The organism is Maribellus comscasis (assembly GCF_009762775.1).
GTDB classification, from domain to species: domain Bacteria; phylum Bacteroidota; class Bacteroidia; order Bacteroidales; family Prolixibacteraceae; genus Draconibacterium; species Draconibacterium comscasis.
In genome coordinates this window covers 2,940,085-2,960,908 of sequence record NZ_CP046401.1, presented here as the reverse complement: position 1 = coordinate 2,960,908, position 20,824 = coordinate 2,940,085, and the positions used below count along the sequence as shown (strand labels likewise).

The following is a 20,824-nucleotide window of genomic DNA, read 5'->3' as shown; positions in this document are numbered from 1 at the left end:
ATTTTATAACTCTTCAGTTGTTATTTCTATTTCCATTTGATTCCACTTGTAATTGGTAGTGTGGTCATCTCCTGCATCTGACCATATCAATACCATTTTTTTACCGTCTTCGCTTATCCATTTAGGATTTAGTTTAAATCCGTACGTACGATTTTCTTCCCTGTCAACATAAAAGTCTTCCTCGTAATAAAACTGCTTCCATGGACCGTATGGAGTTTTGGAATACCAGAATCCTATGCAAGCCGGATATTTACAGTGATTACACCAGCCGTCCCAAAAGCTTTTATTTTCATCGGTAATTCCATAGCTTACCATCATGTACAAATCAAGCCCTTCGTTATACACAACACTTGGAAGCCATGATGCCCACATCCATTCTCTTCCTTCCGGAGCTTCCGGGTATTGCAGGTTTACTCCACGTTCTTTCATATTTTTTGTCCATTCTGCTTTCTCACCTTCCCAGTGTTTAAAATATTCATAAGATTCTTTATCCCGGATTTTATCCTTGTGTACTCTTATCATCGATAATTTATCGGGAGCGTGTTGCTCAGGAGCATACATATAAACAAAATCATCTTTGGCGGCTGAATTGTCCTTTCCATTCTGGCAGAAGGCAATCCAGTTAAAAGCATATGAGTCTTTATCGATATGGAACCTGGGATCTTCTTTATAAAAGAAAAAAGATGCCGAATCAGTTTCGCCAAATGTTTCCTCGGTTTCCCGTTGGTCGTTCCAGCGATAAAATGTTTGCCCCAGATCGGGTGAATACAGTAAACGGTTAGCAATGGGTCGGCGATACCAGGTATCTGTTGCGCTTTTCCAAAGCCACACATAAATAACACCTTCAACAGATATGGTTCCGTACGCATACAATGATGAACTGCCCGGATTTACCGGCCATCCTTCCATTTTAGTAACATCTTTATCTGCAAAATTTTCGTCTCCCTCAATACGAATGCACATTGATCCCTGATATGAAGGGGCGGTGGTATTTTTTGTGCTATCTCCCCACCAGCCGTTTCCGTCGTCGAGCATGGTGTAAATATTTCCGTCGGCTGCCCAGGTCTGACACCAGTTGTCGCCAAACAATCCCTTTCTGGCAACCGTTTCTTCTTTAAAAATTATTCCGCTTGGATACTCTTTTTGTTTTTCCTGGCAACAGGTAAAAAGAACGATAAGTACCGCTGCCTGAAGTATATTTTTCATTGATAAAAATTTTATAGTATATCCGCTACCTCATAATTCCAATAAATAATTTAATTAGGAGGAATAGGCAAAGGAACCACATCGCGATAAATAATCATCCAGCGATGAAGTTGCGTTTTAAATTCATGTTCCCGTTTTTTATGTTCCTCTTTCCCGGAAAGATTTACAAACTCATCGGGGTCATTTTTTATGTCAAAAAATTCGAACATTGGCCTTTCCGGAGAAAATATAGTGGTATGTGAAAATTTTTCTTCGAGTTTCCCTTGTTCGTGCAGTTGAATCATCTCTTTCCACATCTCGCTACCTGCAAAATCAACCGGATGGTAAGACAAATGAAAAAGCGGATTGTAGATCAACTTGTATTCTTTATTGAAAACTGTCCGCGACAAATCAAATGCTGATGAATTGCCCGGTAAACCTGAACCGTGTGCTCCGCGAACAGCAAACAAATATTCGTGATTTTCGGTTTCATCGCCCTGCATGGCATGTTTAAAACTTTTCCCTGTCATTTGTTTATCGGGTTTTATACCGGCAACATCGAGAATAGTCGGACCCAAATCGCTGCCTGAAATCAGAATGTCTGACTTTGTTCCGGGCTCTATCAATTCAGGGTATCTGGCAATTAAGGGGACATGCAAACCACAATCGTACAAAGTTCCTTTTCCCCGCAATAAAGCCGCGCCATTATCTCCCATAAAAATAATGAGTGTATTATTATACAAGCCCCGTTGTTTCAATTCATCTAAAACTTGACCTATTCTGAGATCCAGTCGATTTATTTCGCCAATGTGTGCAGCCAAATCTTTTCTTACTTCTTTTGTGTCCGGCATGCCTTCAGGAAGCGTTATTTTTTCAGGATCCGGTTCGAATTCCGGGGCAGTAAAAGGTCGGTGGGGATCGCTGTAGTTGGCCCACATAAAAAACGGCTTGCCTTTTGGAACCTCATCCAGAAATTCTTTAATCTGAACCAGAACTTTATCGCCAATGCCCTGGTTCACATAATCCATTCGTTTTCTGAAAGTTTCCATTCCGAATTCTTTAAAAACATCAATGGTTTCCCGGGGTTTTTTACCTGAACCATCAAGATGATAACTTCTTCCGCAAACGCCGGTATAGTATCCTGCTTCGCGCAATAATTCTGGAAAAGTAATGATGTTTTTGTCGAGTGGCGCGGAGAACCGCAACATTTGCACATCCAGTACATTTCGCCCGCTCAATAGAGAAGAACGGGAAGGAACACACTGTGGTGCAGTTGTATACGCATGATTAAACAACATACCTTCTGAAGCGAGTTTATCAAGACTCGGCGTTTCCATATCCTGATTTCCGTAGCACCCCAGATAAGGTACACTATGATCGTCAGATAATAGAAACAAAATATTTGGCTTTTCTGCCGCTCCCGTTTTTGAATAACTGTTTAAAAGAAACAGAAAGCACGCTAAAAATGGCAGGATATTTTTCATTGTAAATGGAGTTTGGTTAAAATTAAAACGTTAGTTTTTCCTTTTTAAAGTTATAACTGAAAATGATATAGCTTTTAAATCCAATTTAACCTTGTTTTGCTCTATGTCAATATCTTTGGAAGTTGAAAAAACAGGACTCTCGTCATATGGATTTGTTCCTGAATATTCTACAAATGAATCAATAAAATCCGGCTCAAACCCGAGGATTTCGATATCAACTGTTTCTGATTTGTTGTTTTTATTGATTACAAGGATTTTGAGGACCTCCAGATCTTCGCTAACAGTTGCGTATGATCTTATAAAATCGTTTTTGTGAGGAAAATCAATAAAATAATCCAACACGTTTTCATTGATTAATTTGGTTATATCTCCCCGGGGTTCCCGATTATTGTCCATATCAAGAATATTATATGGCTGATTTTCATCTGGTCCGTTCCAGGGTCCGTGTGTGTTCCAAACATAGGTCGCTTTTACATCTTCGAAACAACACGCATTTAATACCATTTCACCGTATGCAAGCGCTCTGAAAATATCATCATTATCTGATTTATCTTTCCAGGGACGCGAATTTAATTCCGTTACATGTATCTCGATCTCCGGAACAGCAGAGTTATTTACGGCATTCTGGCATTTTTCAACGTTATTCACCAAAATGTCAGTACTGTTTTTCCAGCCCTCGTAATCCTGATTTCGCCATTCGTATTTGTATAAATAATTATGCACACAAATAAAATCGATAAGTTCAGGGGCATAATTTAACACCTCGGCATGCCAGTTTCCAAGTAATCCGGGACCAACCATAATAGATGGATCCACCTCTTTCATCGCCTGAGCAAAATCGGCATAAATGGTTTTATATTCTTCAAGTGAAATCAAATCAGAATGATGATCCACTTCGTTTCCAATGGCCCATCGTTTTACACTATACTCTTTTGTTATATTGGCATATCGAACCCACTCAACAGCCGTTTCTTTAAGATATTCGTAGGAAGGGCCGTTTTCGTATGTAAAAGAAAAAATATTAATTACGACCATAGGTTCGGCGCCAACTTCGCGACAAATGGAAATATATTCATCAAAATCCATGTCTTTAATAAACTCGCCGGAAGATTGATCTACCGCCCAGTCCCATTCACCGGGGGCCTGTGAAAAACTGGCCACTTTGGGTGTAAGCTTATTGCCCCAGTCTCCGTCTGCATCCCAGAGGTAGTTATCTGCCAGGTGTCCGTATGGAAACCGAATAAATTTTACCCCCATGTCTTTCATTGCATCCGCAAATGAAATTTCAGGGGAACGTTCTATATCAGAATCCATTAGCCAACAAGCAACAACACCAGCCGGCTTTGCCGTGACTTTTTTAATCGTTTTTGAAATATCAATTTTGATATCATTTACATCCGGTTCATTTTGAGTACTTTCTCCTATATCTGATTTCTGACACCCCAGAAACAGAAAAAGCATTACGTATAAAATAACATTCATTTTCAAATGGCCAATTTTAGGTTAAGAAGAGGGGACTGATACCCCTCTTCATTTTCTAACAAACTAAACTAAACTACCAACCCGCATTTTGTTTCAGACTTGGATTGGCTTCCCTTGCGTTAAAAGGGATTGGATAAATATAATTTCTTAGTGTTGCATCTGCCTTGCGTGCGGGATTTACATTAAGCGTAAATTCCTCAAGCAATCTGCCTGTTCTCTGGCAATCAAAATAGTGCAGGCCTTCAAAACAAAGTTCCCATTTTCGTTCCTGCCATATCCGCTCTCTGAGTTCGTCTTTTGATATTGGAAGTTCAATTGCAGGTTGACCCGCTCTATCCAGTACTTCATTTATTCCTTTAATTGTATTTGCATCGGGTGTTGAGCCGGCTTCGTTCAATGCTTCAGAATGCATTAATAAAACGTCGGCATAGCGGAGTACAATCCAGTCTGCACCGTAATCGGTTGCGTTTTGTGCACTTGTTTCAGGACCAACATCAGTTAGAAATTTTCTTACATGAGGTCTTTTGAAAGTATTCGAGGAACCGTTCCAAACCGTATCACCATTTGCACTTACATAGTACTCCAGAAATGTACGCATGTAGCGGTTATCGTTTTTAGTGTTATTTGCGATAAAGTCCTCCCAGAATGTTTCGTTAACCGAACATTGAAGCCATGAATAAGGCGTGTAGTCTGTTGCCCCGCGTACACCTGTTCTGGCCACTATCTGGTTTCCTTCTCCGGTTACCCCGGCAACCGCTGATTCAAGATACTGAATAGAAAACAGGATTTCTTCATTGTTAGCCACCTCATAAATTGACGGGTAGTCCTGCAATAAATCGTAGTTACCCGCCGCAATTACCTTCTCGCATTGCTGAGCGACATCGCCATACAAGCTTGCGTCACCGTCAACCAACTGTCCTGAATTATAGTCATATTGCTTACCTGCCATCGCCAGATAAACCCTTGCCAGCATTCCCGAAGCAGCACCACTTGATACTCTTCCTGCATCACTTTCCGTAACATTTGAAGGAAGATTCAATTCAGCAAATTTTAAATCTTCTACAATAAAATCATAAATATCGTCTCGTTCTCTTTGTTTGAGAAACTCACTTTCAAATGCTTCCACGTTGGTGGAATCGGGTGCTAAAACATCGTTTAAACTTTCGGGTGATTTTGTAACCAATGGAATTTGACCAAACATCCTTACCAGATTAAAGTATGCGTATGCCCGGATAAACTTTACTTCTGCTTCGTACCTGCTTTTAATGGCATCATCGAGCGTTGAACCTTCCAATGCTCCCAAAACGGCATTTGCCCTGCTAATTGCATCGTAATGCCTGTACCATAAATTCCATATGTCACCCTGATCATCCTCGTAAACCATCGATTCCGCCCAGGGGCTCCAGTTGTGTCTCATTAAACCACCAATACACTCGCTTGTGTAAAATAATCGCCACCAAATATTCAGATCCTGGATTCCGTCGTAAACACCAACAAGGGCAGTTGTAACGTCTCTTTCGCTTTGAAAAAAATTGTTTGGAGTTATGGTTGAGTATACTTCTTCTTCAACTAATGAATCACAAGCTCCAAATATTATTATTACTATTAGAAGATATATTAACTTTTTCATTTCTGTAATTTTAATCTGTTAAAAAGTAATGTTTAATCCCATGGTAAAACTTCTAGGCACCGGATGCGATGCACGGTCGATACCATAATCAGTATTGCTGTTTACAGAACTTACATCAGGATCCCACCCTGTGTATTTTGTGAATGTAGCAAGATTTTGAACGCTGAAATAGATGCTCGATTGAGTAAAGATATTTTCAAGCGGCAAATTATATGAAAGCATTACATTTTGAATGCGCAAAAAGCTACCATCTTCAATATTTATATATCCCTGAGGTTGAGCGCCAAGTTTAGCATATTTTGAATCGGTATTTTCAGCTGTCCAGAAATTCCGTGTAATGACTCCATTATCAATTGACAATAATTCGCGCGACATATTGTTCCTGACATTCAATAAATTAGTCATGTAACCTTTGGTTTCATTTTTAATTTGTCCTCCATAGTTCCCATACAAAAACATACTAAGAGTAAAGTTTTTCCAGGTTATTTCATTGTTCATACTGAACGAAAAATCGGGTTCGGGATTAAAGATTATAACCTGATCTTCTCCCGTTATTTTGTAATCGCCATCTGTATCAACTCTGCGATAATCGCCAATTTGTGCTCCACTTATAGGCACTCCCTCCGGGTCGCTATAAGCATCTAAATCGGCCTGATCCCGAATTATTCCATCAACAACATAACCCCTGTCTGCACCAGTTGGATATCCTATTTTCCAATCTTGTGTAGGATCCGATAATTTTGTAATTCGGTTTCTGTTCAAAAAGATACTTGCCGAAGTATTCCATTTTACTTCGCGATCGACAACCTGTGCATCCAACGAAAACTCCCAACCCTCGTTTTCAAGTTCTCCGGTATTCATTGTTGTAGAATTAAAACCCGATGTTTCGATGAGTGAAACACCTAGCAATAAATCGAGTGTTTTTTTGAAATAATAGTCAACGTTAAAAGTAAGACGGTTAAACAAACCGATATCCATACCAATATCCAGTGTTTGTGTTGTCTCCCATTTTAAATCAGGATTTGCCAAACGGCTGGCTGCCACACCTGAAACAATTTGATTACCAATAGGATAATTAGCCAAACCAAAAGTCGCCATTGAATTATACAGGCCAATATTCTGGTTGCCGGTTTCTCCCCAGCTCGCTCTTAATTTTCCATAAGACAACCAGTCCAATCCTTGTGCAAACTCTTCTTCTGAAACGCGCCATGCGCCAGCTACAGAAGGAAAGAATCCCCATTTATTTCCTTCTCCAAACCTCGAACTACCATCATATCTTCCCGTTACTGTGAAAAGATATTTATCAGCCAATACATAATTAATCCTACCCAACCCAGAAGCCAACGACCACTTGGTTTTGTTTGATTGTGGTGTTCCGTAGGTAGTTGCGGCAGCCAGATTATTGTATAAATAAGCATCGGTAAAAAAATCGGTCGCACTTGCTCCCAGCCTTTCATAAACCTCTTGCTCATAAGTAAAGCCACCAACAATATCGAAACGATGAATACCAAACTCCTTTTTATATGTAGCAATATTTTCATTAATTATGTATGAATTGTCTTGAATATTTAAGCTGGCATTACCATTTGACAATCTTCCATACTGAGTTGTTGTTGGATCGTAGTAGTAGTTTTTGCGGTTTCTGATATCACCACCAATGCTAAATTTTACCGACAAATCCTTAACAGGCTTCACATTCAGATAAATGTTTCCGAATGCCCTGTTCATCCTCTGATAGTTTTCCTGCTCTTTTGCCTGGGCAACAGGATTTTCCAATGTTTGAGTTGCCGGCAGGTTGTTGATCTGATAATCACCATCTTCGGTATAAATTGGTAAAGCAGGCGACATTTTGATTGCCTGATTTATAATTCCTCCCCTGCCTTCCATACTTGTATTTTCGCCTGAGTTGGCTTCTATGTTATGACTCAGAAAAAGATCAAGACCAGTATCCAACCAACTGGTTATTTCGCTGGAAATAGCAGATTTAATGTTAATACGATCATACTGCCCTGAAATCATTAAACCTTTATGATTGAGATAACTTACCGACATAGCATAGGTGCTTTTATCGCTTCCCCCATTAACCGAAATTAAGTGATTTTGCACCATACCTGTGCGAGTTATTGCATCAAACCAATCGGTTCCCTCACCTACTTCGGAAGGAAGTGGCCGGTCGTATGACGAGCCGTTATACCATACATCTGCCGGATCCAAACCGGGGTCGGTTGCCAGTTCCCACTCTGAATAAAAAGTAGCGAATTCTTCACCATTCATCAAGTTTAAATCGCCTGGAATAGTTTCGAAAGTGAATCGCGAACTATACATTATTTGTGGTTTTCCACCTTTGCTTCCTTTTTTTGTGGTGACCAGAATTACACCGTTTGCTCCCCTCGATCCATAAATAGCTGTTGATGAAGCATCTTTAAGCACTTCAATTGACTCAATATCTTCCACGGGAATTGTATTGATATTGCTTAGCGGAACACCGTCAACAATATAAAGTGGCTGAGATCCACTGTTAACAGAGTTATGCCCCCTGATGGTAATTGAAACACCTCCGCCCGGAGCAGAAGAAGTAGTACGAACCAATACTCCGGATGCTTTCCCCTGCAGTGCCTGTCCTAAATTAGCACTGGGACGTTCAACCAAATCTTCTGATTTTACTGAAACCACTGAACCGGTTAAATCACTCTTTTTCATTGTTCCGTAACCAATAGCAACCACTTCTTCAATTCCAATTACATCTTCCTTCAATGACACACCGATAGTTGATTGCCCCTCCACCGGAACCTCAATTGTGCTAAACCCAATAAATGAAAAAATAAGGGTTGAATTAGAACTGACACCAGACAAGGAATATCTCCCATCGATATTGGTAGTTGTGCCTGTGGTCGTACCTTTAATTACCACATTTACGCCGGGTAAACTCACACCATAGCTGTCGGTAACTTTCCCGGACACAGTGATCGTTTGAGCCTGAGCAAAAAATACACCCAGCAGCCCAAAACTTAATAACAAAATTTGAATGAATTTTTTCATACTTGATTAATTTTGATTTAGTTAGAAACTTTTAATTATCTGTTGATTGATATAAATTTTAGCAAAGACAATTTATTTATCATAAAATCTCTTTTTGATTCAATTTTCTTTCACACAAAAACAAATATTGATTTAAGCAACAGAAAAACAACGATTGCCAGCAAAATGATGAGGACAGAAAATACAACTTTGTGTTTATTCAAAATTTGTTTCATCGGTTTAATTTTATGATACAAACTTATCCGGAATGAGTGGGTCTGGCGGGACGGAATTTTTATAAAACTGACATCATTTCTCTCTAAAAACAGCAACAAATTTGCCGGTTTCCGGACACAAATTTGACGATACAATATCATAAAAACCAGAGAATCAGCTCACTGTATATTTATTCGCAGAAATAAAAAAGAAAAGATTATTTTTCTGATAAAAGGGAGGAAATTATTTCTGAAAAAAGGACTGAAGAAATAAATTTTACCGGTTTAAACACGGTCGATATATTCCCTGGGAGCCATTCCATACAATTTTCTGAAACATTTTGAAAAATAAGAACGGTTCGAAAATCCTGTTTGATCCATCACTTCTGATACTGTAAACTTTTTAGTGCGCAAAAGTTGCTCTGCCCGCCGGATTCGAACCGTTCGAATAAATTCATTCGTGGTTTGCCCCGTTAAATTCTTAATTTTCCGATATAAAGCATTGGACGAAATCCCTGTTTGTTGCGAAAGTTTTGCAATGTTAAAGTCCGAATCCGATATATTATTCTCGATACAGTTTACAATCTTTTCAAGTACTTTTTCGTCTTGTGATGCGATGCTTACTTTTTGGGGAGTCACTATTTCATCGAGGCGCAAATACGCTTTAAGTTGCTCTTTCCTTTTCAGGAAGTTTTCAATTCGCACCTCAAGAAGTTCTATATCAAAGGGCTTAGTTATATACGCATCGGCACCACTCTTTAATCCTTCCAGTTGCTTTTCGGCCTCCGACTGTCCTGTTAGCAGAATCAAAGGGATATGTAAAGTTTTGGGATTGTTTTTGAATTTTTTAGTGAATTCAATTCCATCCATTACCGGCATTACGATGTCGCTGATTACGAGATCGGGTTCTCTAAGCATTACCATTTGCAGTGCTTCTTTTCCATTTAAAGCGACCTCGACATTGTATTTTTCTCTTAAACTCGCTTTTATAAAATCAACTATTTCAGTGTCGTCTTCAACCAGCAAAATATTTGGTTTTCCGTTGGCAAAATAATTTGCCTCCAGGCTCTCATCCAGTGCTTCTTCTTTGGGTAGCTTTAAAATGGTATCCAAGCCTTGTTTTTCTGATATCAAACCTTCTTCCCGGTAATTATTATTTACAGGCAGGCATATCGAAAATTGAGAACCACTGCCGGGTTCACTTTTCAAATCAACTTCACCACCGTGCATTTTAACATATTCCATAACCAGGGTTAGTCCTATCCCAGAGCCTCGGTTCATTTTCAAGGCATCGTTTGCCTGGTAAAAACGGTTAAAAACCTTTTGTTGATCTTCACTGGAAATACCAATCCCGGAATCGCTTACCAAAATCCGGAATTTTTGTTCTGACGCTGTTTCACCACCAGTAATTGAAACATCTATTTTTCCATTTTCGGGTGTAAACTTAAAAGCATTGGAAAATAAATTGAATAAGATAGTTTCAATTTTTCGCAGATCCATATAAACTTCCAAATGGTCAAACTCAGAATGAAATAAAAATTCAATATTTTTTCTTTCTGCTTTATCCGTAAACAACAAATAAACATTCCTGGTAAATTCAACAATATCAAACCTGCTTATCCGCATTTTTAACGTTTTGTTTTCCAGCAGTCTGAAATCAATTAACTGGTTATTTAACCACAATAAACGACGGGCATTGTTTTCGATTAAATTTGCATATTTTTTCCCACCGGCATCGAGATTTTTATTTTTAAGAAGCTTCTCAACGGGGCCAATTATCAAACTGAGCGGAGTTTTAAACTCGTGAGCAATATTTGTAAAAAACTGTTGGCGAGCCTTTGTCAGGTTATCGGTATACTCCTTCTCCACACGAATTAATTTCAGCTCACCTTTCATTTTTAACCTGTTTGTATAATAATAGATAATAGTCCAGGTTACTCCAATAATTAAAATAATATACAAAGTTATAAATAAAGGACTGGCCCATAGCGGAGCTTTTATTCTGATATCCAGGGTTGTTTCGGCTTTATTCCAAACACCATGATTGTTTGTACCTCTCAATCTGAATTTATAGGCCCCGGGTCGCAAATTTGAGTAAATTGCATTTCCTGCTGCTCCATTAATATAATTCCAGTCCGGATCTGCATTTTCCAGTTTATATGCATAGCGTATCCCGTCTCGCTCGTCGAACTGAAGTGTTGTGAATTCAAGCGAAAATGAACGATCAGAATAATTCAGTTCAAGCTGATGTGTAAACGAGATGTCTTTCCCCAATATTCTTTTGTCGTTGTACAGTTGACCCGGAATAATTTTCTGATTGCTTACTTGCAGTTCTGTGAGTACAACGGGAAAAACAGTATCAATTTTTTTGATGTCTTTTGGATTTAACCGGATAAAACCATCATGTCCTCCAAAAATCAGATCGCCATTTTCACATTTCAGATTACAGTTTTCAATAAACCTGTTAATTGGTATTTCATTTCCACTGGGGTAAATTTCAAAACTACCGGTTTCGGGTGTAAATTTTATGATTGCGGAATACGATGATGCCCAAATTGTTCCCTGTTCATCTGCTAAAATATTTATTAACGGGTAATTTTGATTTGATTTAATTTCAAAACAGGAATATTCTTTTGTTGAAATGTTGTATTTGATTATACCATTTTTTAATCCCAGCCAGATGGTTTTGTTGTCAGCCGAAAAGATTGTATATATCCTGGAATTTTCGTTTGCTAATTGAAAGTCAATTTCGCTGGTCCCTTCAAAAGTTTGTAAATCAATTTTATACAAAACAGTTCCGCGGCAACTATACAAATTATCTTCGCCTTTATACAAATTCAATCCCATATCAACCAAAAACCGGAAATTAAAAGTGCCGTTTACCTCTTCAGCTTTATGAAGACCAGCAAAAGTATTTACCAAAATTGTACCATCCTTAAGTTCAAAAAACTGGGTAATATAATTGGTTCTCAATCCACTCAACGAATTAAAATCAGCGGTATATTTTTCCATTTTTTTATGATAAGGATCCCAAATATTTATGCCGCCATTGGTTCCCATCCAAATCCTTCCTTTTTTGTCTTTCAATAAACATTTTGCGCCATTAATCGATAATTTTCTTGGCTCAGGTTGTTCAGAATTAAACGCCTGAACGATACCCTTTTTCGGATGAAATGTTACAAATCCATATTGAGTCCCAAGCAAAAGATTTTCACCGGAATCTTCAACAACGCTTCTAATTTCGTAACCCGCTATATTATTCTCGCGGGTAAAAGACATGGGATAAAATCGAAACCGGTTATTTGTTTTTGAAAGTATGCTCAATCCGTTGTTTGTACCAAACCAAAGCGCACCGGAATTATCTTCAAAGATATCCCAAACGATGCTGTTTGTCAAAGAATTAGAATTAAAAGGGTCGTGAACATGAATCTTAATGTCAAAATCCGGATTCATTTCACCCAGTCCAAAATCGGTTCCCATCCAAAGTTGTCCGTCACGCGATTTTAAAATGTCTTTGGTTGCCGAATTGGTAAGATTTGAATTTTCTTCCCTGAAAAATTTTTTCTCGTTGGTAAACCGGTTATATAAAACTAAGCCTGTTTGTGTACCAATCCATAATAATGAATCGTTATTTTCATCAAATGGAAGGAGACTCATGGTCAGGTTATTTTTGATGGAAGGACGGTAATCCAACTTCATATCAATTGTTGTAAATACGGCAGACCCTTTTGGTAATTTATTTAGTTTATCGAAAGTACCAATCCATAAGTTTTCATCTTTGTCTTTATAAATAGCCCGAACTATGTTTTGGCTTATATTACTGTTTGACGTATTAAACTCCTGATAACTTTCTGTTTTTGAGTTATATTTAATTAAACCGGTTTGGGTGCCAACCCAGTAAATACCCGGCTCCGGATCTTTATAAATGGTACGAACCTGTCTATATCCCCCCAAATCAATCCTTCTGCATTTTTTTGACTGCACATCCATTTTACACAAGCCTGCCCCTGTTGCAATCAACACCGAATCATCTTCAAATAAAAAATCTTCTACATAATTCGAAGGAATCGTGTGCTGGTCGTCAGCATCAAAAAAAAATTGTTTAAAACGAACCCCGTCGTAAATGTTTAATCCGTTTCCTGTCCCAATCCACATAAACCCGTATTTATCCTGCCCGATTGAATACACAATGGAATGGGATAAGCCGTCGGCCATGGTAAGATTTCGAAATTGTGTATTTTGAGCAAAACAAAACTTGACTGAAATAAGGAAAAGAATAGACAGGTGATATTTAATTAGCATTAGTTTCACAAGACGAATGTAAAAAAATACCCAATTAAACATCAATTTTTTCAACACAGAATTTTACAGCAATAAAAAAAATCCTTAAAGTTGACTATCCCGTGGCAGAGCCAAGAAGTATTTCGCGAACTTTATTTTCAACAACATTGCAGAAAAGTCAGGTTTTCTTTATTTCACCCCTCTGTCATCCACCATCTGGCCGATGAAATCTCCCCTGAAATCAGGGGAGAATATAAGGTAACCCCGAGGCAAAGCCTCAGTGAATGATTTGATTAAAAGTAACAATTCTGTTTATCAGCTTTCTCTCCATAATACAATCAAAGGAGTAACCTTTTTTAAGGAATTATTCAACACAAACGATAAAATGCACTTTTAGAATTTATGTGTAGAAATTTAGTTTTCACTGTCCGGCATAAATAATTGAAATGATTCCGGCAACAAACAAGACAAACATTAATGTAAGAAGTCCGTTTGTGCTTTTGGGTGAATTTTTAAATTCCTTCCAGATAAAAACACCCCATAAAGCTGCCACCAGTGTTGCCCCCTGTCCCAGTCCGTAGGAAATAGCAGCCCCGGCCTTACCCGCAGCGATAAGATTTAACGAATTTCCAATCCCCCAGATTATTCCGCCCAAAATACCCATCCAGTGAATCGACATTTTCCCGTTAAAATAGGCTTTATATTTTACAGGCTCGCCACTTATGGGTTTTCTCATTAAAATAGTATTAAACAAAAAGTTACTAATAAAAACACCGAGAGAAAAAATAACAAATGCTGTATACGGAGTCATCATTCCCTGGGCAGGATTAACGAAATTATCCAAATCCATTGATGCTGCTACAAAACGATAAAAGAACGACATTAATACACCGGCAAGCACAGAAACAAGAATTCCTTTTGTAGTTACCTTTTGATTTCCTGAAGACGCTTTTTTAAACGCTACAGCATTTAAAATAATAGCAATAGTAATTAATCCAACGCCTAGAAAAAGAAAAACCGGGTCACCTTTTTGTGAGCCCAGATAGTTTATAATCACCCCCAAAACCAGTGCCAGACCGATTCCCACGGGAAAAGCCACCGACATTCCGGCAATTGCAATAGCTGTTGACAGCAAAATATTTGCTGCATTAAAAATTACTCCTCCCAAAAATGCACTTCCAATATTTTTCCAATCAGCCTGAGCCAAATCAACTACAAATCCACGTCCGTTTTCGCCGATACTTCCAAGAGTAAAAGCAAAAAATAGAGAAAGTAAAAGAACACCGATTACATAATCCCAGTAAAAAAGCTCGTAGCGCCAGGTTTTCCCGGCCAATTTTTGCGTATTGCCCCACGACCCCCAGCAAAGCATGGTTATAAAACAAAAAACAATTGCCAGAAAATAACTATTTACGATAAACATAATGATTCGATTTAGTTGTTATTTTTGATTTAGTTAAAAAATTCACTCACTTCTTTTTCAGAAGGTATCGACATCTGCGCTCCCATTCTTGTTACACAAATAGCAGCGGCAGCAGTAGCAAACTCAATAGCTTTCTTTAAATTTATTCCGTTGCTCAATTTTGCAACCAAAGCACCGCAAAAGGTATCTCCGGCTGATGTGGTATCAACTGCTGTAACTTCGGGTGCTTCAATCATTCCTTTAAACTCGTCACTCAAAACAAAAGCGCCTTTTGAACCCATAGTTATGATCACGATTTGTACTCCTTTGTTTTTTAAATACTGCGCTGCCTGTTCCGCAGTTTTTTCATCTTTTACACAAATCCCGGTCAACAACTCAGCTTCCGTTTCATTTGGAATGAGCATATAAAGATTAACTAATAAAGCATCCGACAATTTATCAGCCGGCGCAGGGTTAAGTACTACTTTTTTCCCTTTTCCTGAAGCAATTTCGGTAATATAGTTTACTGTAGAAAGAGGGATTTCGAGTTGAAGCAGAATAAAATCTGAAGATTCAATTTCATTAATTTTCTCGTCGATATCTTCAGGCAATAAGGTTTCGTTGGCGCCTGGTGCAACAACAATTGAATTTTCACCTTTTGCATCGATAGTAATTAATGCTATTCCGCTGGGATTATCTTTGTTAATACGAACCGGTTCAACATCGATTCCATCGTCTTTCAAATTTTGAAGCGCCTGTTTTCCAAATATATCATCCCCTATTTTGCCAAGAAAAGAAACATTTCCACCAAGCCGCTTTGCGGCGACAGCCTGATTGGCTCCTTTTCCCCCGGCATTCATAAAAAAATCGCCGCCAAGAATGGTTTCACCAGGCGCAGGAAATTTTGAGGTCTTGATTACCATGTCGGTGTTGGAACTCCCGACAACAAGGATTTTATTCATTTAGATACGTTTTTTTAACGGTTTAAAAATCAATTTGGTGTATGCATCATTAGCGTTTCAATTTGATAAGCAAGAGAGTCGGATGGCATTTTTTCCAACAAATACTCATGTCTTCCATTTGGATCATCCACCCAACTGTTGCTACCATCGGCATGTGCGATAAACTTTCCTTTTTGCACATCAAAATAAGGGCTAATTCCACGCGCTGCTACCAAAACTGCTGTCTGATCCCAACTTCTTCTTCCATTTTTGTCGTATTCTCTTTTGGGAATACTAATGGCATACACCTTCCTTACAGGACTTTCCGATGCTCCATCTTTAACGAGTCTTAATCCTGTGAGAACCTCAACACCTATTTCAAATCCGCTAAACACAACTTTACCCGGCCAGTTTTCAATTACATATACCGATGAAGCTGAATCTTTCATTACATTGTATTCCTTTCCTTCCGGAAATTTGCCGGCCATTGCCACCCACAATTTTACTTTCTTCGCCACCAAGTCTTTTCCGTTTAAGGGTGAAAACGAGTCGGGGCCGGACAACAACAAATTTTTCAGGTTGGTTAAAAAACCGACGGTCACTACTGTTACACTTGTGTCGGGCTGTTCGGCCAGTATTTTACGGTAAACACCAACAGCATCAGGCGCATCAGAAGTTTTTTGATACCGGTGCGGGTAATTTGCCGACAAAGAATCGGACCAATGCAGCTCTCCGCAATCCTGTGCTACACCTTCAGTTTTTGGTGCTCCGACCGGAAGATTTGGGTGCCCAAAATAAGTATTTATGACATCGATACTTGGAACTACTAACGGACTTAGATTTGAAGCTATGGTTGCCAGTATTTCTATTTCATCATTATCGGCCAGGGCATGTATCATTGCCAGGGCGCCAACATCATCGTAATCACCACCAATATCAGTATCAAAAATTATGTGTGGTTTCTGAAATTTATTTTCCGCCTGTTTTAAGCTCTTTTCTTTTGAATTACATCCCTGAATTAAAATAGCAGCAATAAAAAAAGAGAGGATAAAACTTGCACTGGTTTTTGTGTAGCTCATCTTTTTTGAATCAGATCTTTTGATGCTATTTTTGTGAACAGATCCCTGAAAATAGCATCGCGGTTTAATTCATTCGCCATACGGATAAAATGCCTCCCGTGATCAACGCTGTATGTTACCTGGTCAGTTAAAACGGGACTATGTACCAGGTTGGTTGAAATCCATGATGAATTAACCAGCCATGCTACTGCAGTAACATCCCAGATCACTTTTGACCATGCTTCTTTCCCGTGACTGTATTCAACTACAATGTTGTACAAGTAATCCGATAGTTCGTTCTTGCCCTCCAAATAATATTTCAATTCAGGAATTGTTGTATGAAAATGCGAAACTACAGGCCGGCATGGCATAATTACAAATGGTACTCCTGAGTTTAAAACTACCTGTGCAGCCAATACATCCTGTTTCAGATTGAATTCCTTTTGATGCGGCCAGTTCAATCCGTTTCCCCCCAGCCACACAACTACAATGTTTTTAATAATTTTGGGTTCTATCAATATAGCCGATGCGATATTTGTTATACAACCAACCGGCACAACGTATAAAGGATCGTCGGGAGAACTTGCCATTGCCTTTTTTACCAAATCAAGTGCGGCATCGCTCCTAATTGGTTGATTTACATCCTGCAAATAGTTGTCTGAGCCACGAAAAGCAAAACCTTCAGGCGATTTCCCCATAAGCTTTAACAAACGAAGTATTTCCTGGTAGCTCTTTTCCATTCCATCTCCCGGCCCGTTAGAGCGGCCATTGTGAAATGGAGCTGCATAAACGGCCTGAAGATCTATTTTTTCTTTTGATAGATAGGTATACGCCAAAGCAAATTGGTCATCCACCTCGTTGTAAGTATCGGTATCCAAAATCATTCTTACTTTCCCGGTGGGCGGAGTTAATTGTTGCAAACGGAAAGTTTCCTTTAACACAGGAAATTCCTGTCCGTTAGCAAATAAAATTGGAAATATTAAAAACAACAGAAAGAACATCTTTTTCATTTTCATTTCATTTTAATTGGTTTATATCAGATTCTTTTTACGTAGAGATAATATGCTCCACAAATTTCATTATTATTTTCGTCGAAAAACCAGGTTTGGATACTTGTATCGCCTTGATTTAAATTCATTGTAAATGTTACTTCTTTATCAGAACTGGTAATCTTTTTTGATTTCTCCCGGTTCCCGATTCTGATCTTCGCTGAACGAACAGGCAATTGAACTCCTTTTTCAAGCCAACCATCTGTTACTTTTTTCAAAGGAAGGCCGTCCTGCAAAGCGGTTTCCGATTCCCGGGGCCAGCGTCTCAATTCAAACTGATACTCTCCCGGCTGGTGTACCGCAACATGCCAAACGCCATTCTTCTTTACACCCCACCGAACCTGCTTCTGCTGATCTACAAAAACATCCAACCACTCGCAGGCGGTAAGTAATGCTGGGTTTTCCTGTTCGTTGCCAATAACCACGCGTTGCACTACAGCAACCTCATCTTTAACAGCATCCCACCAATTGTTCAGGTGATTTCTCATTTTCTGCACAATTTCGGGATATTCCAACGCAACATCTTTGTCTTGATGTGGATCTGCTGCAATATTGTACAATTCGCGATTTTCTATCAAACGCCAGTTTTTCCATAGAACACCGGCGCCATCTCGTTGCGGAATTGCAGGATTTTTAGTCGTATATTTTACCTTAAAATTTGGCATCCGGCTGTAATTGATCACCAGCATCCGCTCCTCCAAATTCTCTTTTGCTCCATTCATTAAAGGAAAAAGATTCATCCCGTCAAGATTTTTGGGAATTTCTTTAATCCCGGACATGGCCGCCAAAGTAGGCAACAAATCCTGAACCTGGCATAATTCCTCAATCGTCTTCGGGCTTTTACAGATTTTTGAAGGAGTTCGGATAAAAAGTGGCACACGATGTCCACCTTCCCAAAGTTGTGTTTTTCGGCCTTTCATGCCCGCGTTGTAATAATCTGCTCCAAATGTACTGCCATTGTCGGTTAAAAACACAATTATCGTTTTTTCAAGCTGATTGTTATCCGCGAGAAACTCGTAGAGTTTTCCGATATTTTCATCAATGTTATTTCCCATTGCCAAAAAACTAACGAGCTCCTTCTTTTTCGATTCTGAAAGATGTTTAACAATTTCCGGATGTTCTTTAATCGATCTTTTTATTGACTCACGGTACTTATCCGGAACATAATGTGGAGAATGAGAAGCGTTTAACGGAAGATAAATAAAATATGAAATCTTTTCATCAATCTTTTCCGACATCCACTTTATCGCCCCATCAAAAAAAACATCGGTACAATAGCCCTTGTATTCTTTTCTGTTTCCGTTATGCATATATATGTCGTCAAAGTAATCGTTGTCCCAATAGTCGGGTACACTGTTTATATGAGAAGAGGGAAACCACAACGTTTCATCAAACCCCCTATCCTGTGGGCGGTAAGGATAGTTATCTCCCAAATGCCATTTACCAAATACAGCAGTAGCATAACCCGCCTTTTTAAAGACATTGGCCATCGTTGGCAAGTCGGCTCTTAGCAATGTGCGTCCACTGCTTACATTTACAGCGCCATTTCTAAATGCGTCGAGCCCGGTTAATAATTCCCCGCGGGTTGGAGTGCACATCGGGGCCACATGAAAATCTGTAAAACGAAATCCTTCTTTAGCCAGCCTGTCGATATTTGGGGTGTGAACCAAAGGATTTCCATTGCACGAAAATTCTCCATAGCCTTGATCGTCGGTTAAAACAATTACAACATTGGGACGTTGACTTTGTACCCATCCGGAGAAAAAAAATAAAATCAGACTGATAAAGATTAGACACTTCATAATGAACTGAATTCCACTTGTTAATTTGATTTAGGACAGTATATTCATTACAAACATAAAAAAACAAAGCAATTTGAACAATCGTTTGCGCATATTTTTTTTATAAACCCGATAACAGAATCCGAAACCCCAACACACAAACAGACACAAAATACTAAATATCAACAACATAATAGTATTCCCGTTAAAATATATCTTCTTACACATTTTAAAACCACAGAAATATTATGCATATTTGAATAAACGATTGTACATTTTTATGGTAAAACAAAAAATTAGCATAACAGATATAGCGGAGAAAACGGGCTTGTCCACCACTACAGTGTCGAGAGTATTAAACGGAAAGGCTGAACAGTACCGGATTAGCAAAAAATCTCAGCAAAAAATTAAAGAGGTAGCAAAAGAATTGCATTACACACCTAATCAGTTTGCCGCTAACCTCAGAACGGGCAAAAGCGGAACAATGGCTTTAATTATTCCGTCGTTAAATAATCCTTTTTTTGCCGGAATTGCGAGTGAAATAAATACTGAATTACGAAAATCAAACTACACAACCATTATAAGCGACAGCGACGAAAACCCGGAAACAGAAAAAATGGAACTGCAGCAATTAATTGCCAGAAATATAGAGGGATTAATTATCGTTCCCTGCGGAAATGAATGGGAACATATCAAGTCGCTTCAGGAGCAGGGATTGCCTGTGGTATGTATTGACAGGTATTTTGAGAACTTGGATATTCCTTTTGTTTCCACTGACAATTATACAGGGGCATCCATGGCCACAAAGCAACTGATTGAAAACGGCCACTCGCGAATAACCTGTATACAGGGCGTTCAACATTCTACGCCAAATAAACTCAGAATTAAAGGTTTTACAGATACAATGAAAAAGGCGGGCTTAGAAAGTGAAAGTATCGTCGGAGATGATTTTACTTTTCAAAACGGATACCTGGAAACAAAACTTTTGCTGCAACAAAAAGAACACCCAACTGCTGTATTTACCCTGAGCAATACCATCGCCATGGGCTGTATGAAAGCCTTGAAAGAAGAAAATATTAAAGTGCCCGACGACATTTCTTTAATAACCTTTGATGATCATCCCTATCTTGATTACCTGGCTACTCCGCTTTCTTGTATTGCCCAGCCGGTAAGCGATATAAGCAAAATCGCTGTTAAGTTTTTAATCTCAAAAATTAATAAGCAGGAAGTAAAAACCAGCCAGGTTCTTTTAAGGCCAACGATAAGAATGAGGGACTCAATAAAAAGAATTAATTAAA

Annotated in this window: 12 protein-coding genes; 1 reads left to right on the top strand and 11 read right to left on the bottom strand. The window is 38.8% G+C overall.

The window, feature by feature from the left end:
• Positions 1 to 3 precede the first annotated feature (3 nt).
• From GM418_RS11720 to GM418_RS11670, 11 genes are all read right to left on the bottom strand, one after another.
• Positions 4 to 1,206, bottom strand: coding sequence for a hypothetical protein (locus tag GM418_RS11720; protein ID WP_158866253.1), 1,203 nt, complete (start codon positions 1,204 to 1,206; stop codon positions 4 to 6).
• Between the two features lie 50 nt (positions 1,207 to 1,256).
• Positions 1,257 to 2,669, bottom strand: a complete 1,413-nt coding sequence (locus GM418_RS11715) for a sulfatase family protein (RefSeq protein ID WP_158866251.1) — start codon at positions 2,667 to 2,669, stop codon at positions 1,257 to 1,259.
• 30 nt (positions 2,670 to 2,699) lie between these two features.
• Positions 2,700 to 4,151 carry a GH39 family glycosyl hydrolase gene (locus GM418_RS11710; RefSeq protein WP_158866249.1) on the bottom strand — a complete coding sequence of 484 codons (1,452 nt, stop codon included), beginning with the start codon at positions 4,149 to 4,151 and terminating at the stop codon, positions 2,700 to 2,702.
• Positions 4,152 to 4,224: 73 nt separating this feature from the next.
• Positions 4,225 to 5,781, bottom strand: coding sequence for a RagB/SusD family nutrient uptake outer membrane protein (locus tag GM418_RS11705; RefSeq protein WP_158866247.1), 1,557 nt, complete (start codon positions 5,779 to 5,781; stop codon positions 4,225 to 4,227).
• An 18-nt stretch (positions 5,782 to 5,799) separates the two neighbouring features.
• Positions 5,800 to 8,820: a SusC/RagA family TonB-linked outer membrane protein gene (locus tag GM418_RS11700; RefSeq protein ID WP_158866245.1), complete on the bottom strand. Its 3,021-nt coding sequence runs from the start codon at positions 8,818 to 8,820 to the stop codon at positions 5,800 to 5,802.
• Positions 8,821 to 9,299: 479 nt separating this feature from the next.
• Positions 9,300 to 13,229: a two-component regulator propeller domain-containing protein gene (locus GM418_RS11695; protein WP_158866243.1), complete on the bottom strand. Its 3,930-nt coding sequence runs from the start codon at positions 13,227 to 13,229 to the stop codon at positions 9,300 to 9,302.
• Positions 13,230 to 13,716: 487 nt separating this feature from the next.
• Complete coding sequence (locus tag GM418_RS11690) at positions 13,717 to 14,718, bottom strand: GRP family sugar transporter (RefSeq protein WP_158866241.1); 1,002 nt, start codon at positions 14,716 to 14,718, stop codon at positions 13,717 to 13,719.
• Between the two features lie 29 nt (positions 14,719 to 14,747).
• Positions 14,748 to 15,659 carry a ribokinase gene (gene rbsK / locus GM418_RS11685; protein ID WP_158866239.1) on the bottom strand — a complete coding sequence of 304 codons (912 nt, stop codon included), beginning with the start codon at positions 15,657 to 15,659 and terminating at the stop codon, positions 14,748 to 14,750.
• A gap of 29 nt (positions 15,660 to 15,688) precedes the next feature.
• Positions 15,689 to 16,717: a nucleoside hydrolase gene (locus GM418_RS11680; RefSeq protein ID WP_158866237.1), complete on the bottom strand. Its 1,029-nt coding sequence runs from the start codon at positions 16,715 to 16,717 to the stop codon at positions 15,689 to 15,691.
• Positions 16,714 to 17,706, bottom strand: coding sequence for a nucleoside hydrolase (locus GM418_RS11675; RefSeq protein ID WP_158866235.1), 993 nt, complete (start codon positions 17,704 to 17,706; stop codon positions 16,714 to 16,716). The genes GM418_RS11680 and GM418_RS11675 overlap by 4 nt, the downstream gene beginning before the upstream one ends.
• A gap of 26 nt (positions 17,707 to 17,732) precedes the next feature.
• Positions 17,733 to 19,547: an arylsulfatase gene (locus GM418_RS11670; protein ID WP_158866233.1), complete on the bottom strand. Its 1,815-nt coding sequence runs from the start codon at positions 19,545 to 19,547 to the stop codon at positions 17,733 to 17,735.
• Between the two features lie 259 nt (positions 19,548 to 19,806).
• On the opposite strand from GM418_RS11670, the gene GM418_RS11665 reads away from it, so the two are divergent.
• Positions 19,807 to 20,823 (top strand): LacI family DNA-binding transcriptional regulator, encoded by a 1,017-nt coding sequence (locus tag GM418_RS11665; protein ID WP_158866231.1) that lies wholly within the window; start codon positions 19,807 to 19,809, stop codon positions 20,821 to 20,823.
• The last annotated feature ends 1 nt before the right edge of the window (position 20,824 follow it).

What these genes read in the sequence shown, in the direction of transcription:
- GM418_RS11705 (WP_158866247.1), bottom strand. Translation starts at nt 5,781, where the DNA reads ATGAAAAAGTTAATATATCTTCTAATAGTAATAATAATATTTGGAGCT.
- GM418_RS11665 (WP_158866231.1), top strand. Translation starts at nt 19,807, where the DNA reads ATGGTAAAACAAAAAATTAGCATAACAGATATAGCGGAGAAAACGGGC.
- GM418_RS11675 (WP_158866235.1), bottom strand. Translation starts at nt 17,706, where the DNA reads ATGAAAAAGATGTTCTTTCTGTTGTTTTTAATATTTCCAATTTTATTT.
- GM418_RS11690 (WP_158866241.1), bottom strand. Translation starts at nt 14,718, where the DNA reads ATGTTTATCGTAAATAGTTATTTTCTGGCAATTGTTTTTTGTTTTATA.
- GM418_RS11670 (WP_158866233.1), bottom strand. Translation starts at nt 19,547, where the DNA reads ATGAAGTGTCTAATCTTTATCAGTCTGATTTTATTTTTTTTCTCCGGA.
- GM418_RS11715 (WP_158866251.1), bottom strand. Translation starts at nt 2,669, where the DNA reads ATGAAAAATATCCTGCCATTTTTAGCGTGCTTTCTGTTTCTTTTAAAC.
- rbsK (WP_158866239.1), bottom strand. Translation starts at nt 15,659, where the DNA reads ATGAATAAAATCCTTGTTGTCGGGAGTTCCAACACCGACATGGTAATC.
- GM418_RS11680 (WP_158866237.1), bottom strand. Translation starts at nt 16,717, where the DNA reads ATGAGCTACACAAAAACCAGTGCAAGTTTTATCCTCTCTTTTTTTATT.
- GM418_RS11720 (WP_158866253.1), bottom strand. Translation starts at nt 1,206, where the DNA reads ATGAAAAATATACTTCAGGCAGCGGTACTTATCGTTCTTTTTACCTGT.
- GM418_RS11710 (WP_158866249.1), bottom strand. Translation starts at nt 4,151, where the DNA reads ATGAATGTTATTTTATACGTAATGCTTTTTCTGTTTCTGGGGTGTCAG.
- GM418_RS11700 (WP_158866245.1), bottom strand. Translation starts at nt 8,820, where the DNA reads ATGAAAAAATTCATTCAAATTTTGTTATTAAGTTTTGGGCTGCTGGGT.
- GM418_RS11695 (WP_158866243.1), bottom strand. Translation starts at nt 13,229, where the DNA reads ATGGCCGACGGCTTATCCCATTCCATTGTGTATTCAATCGGGCAGGAT.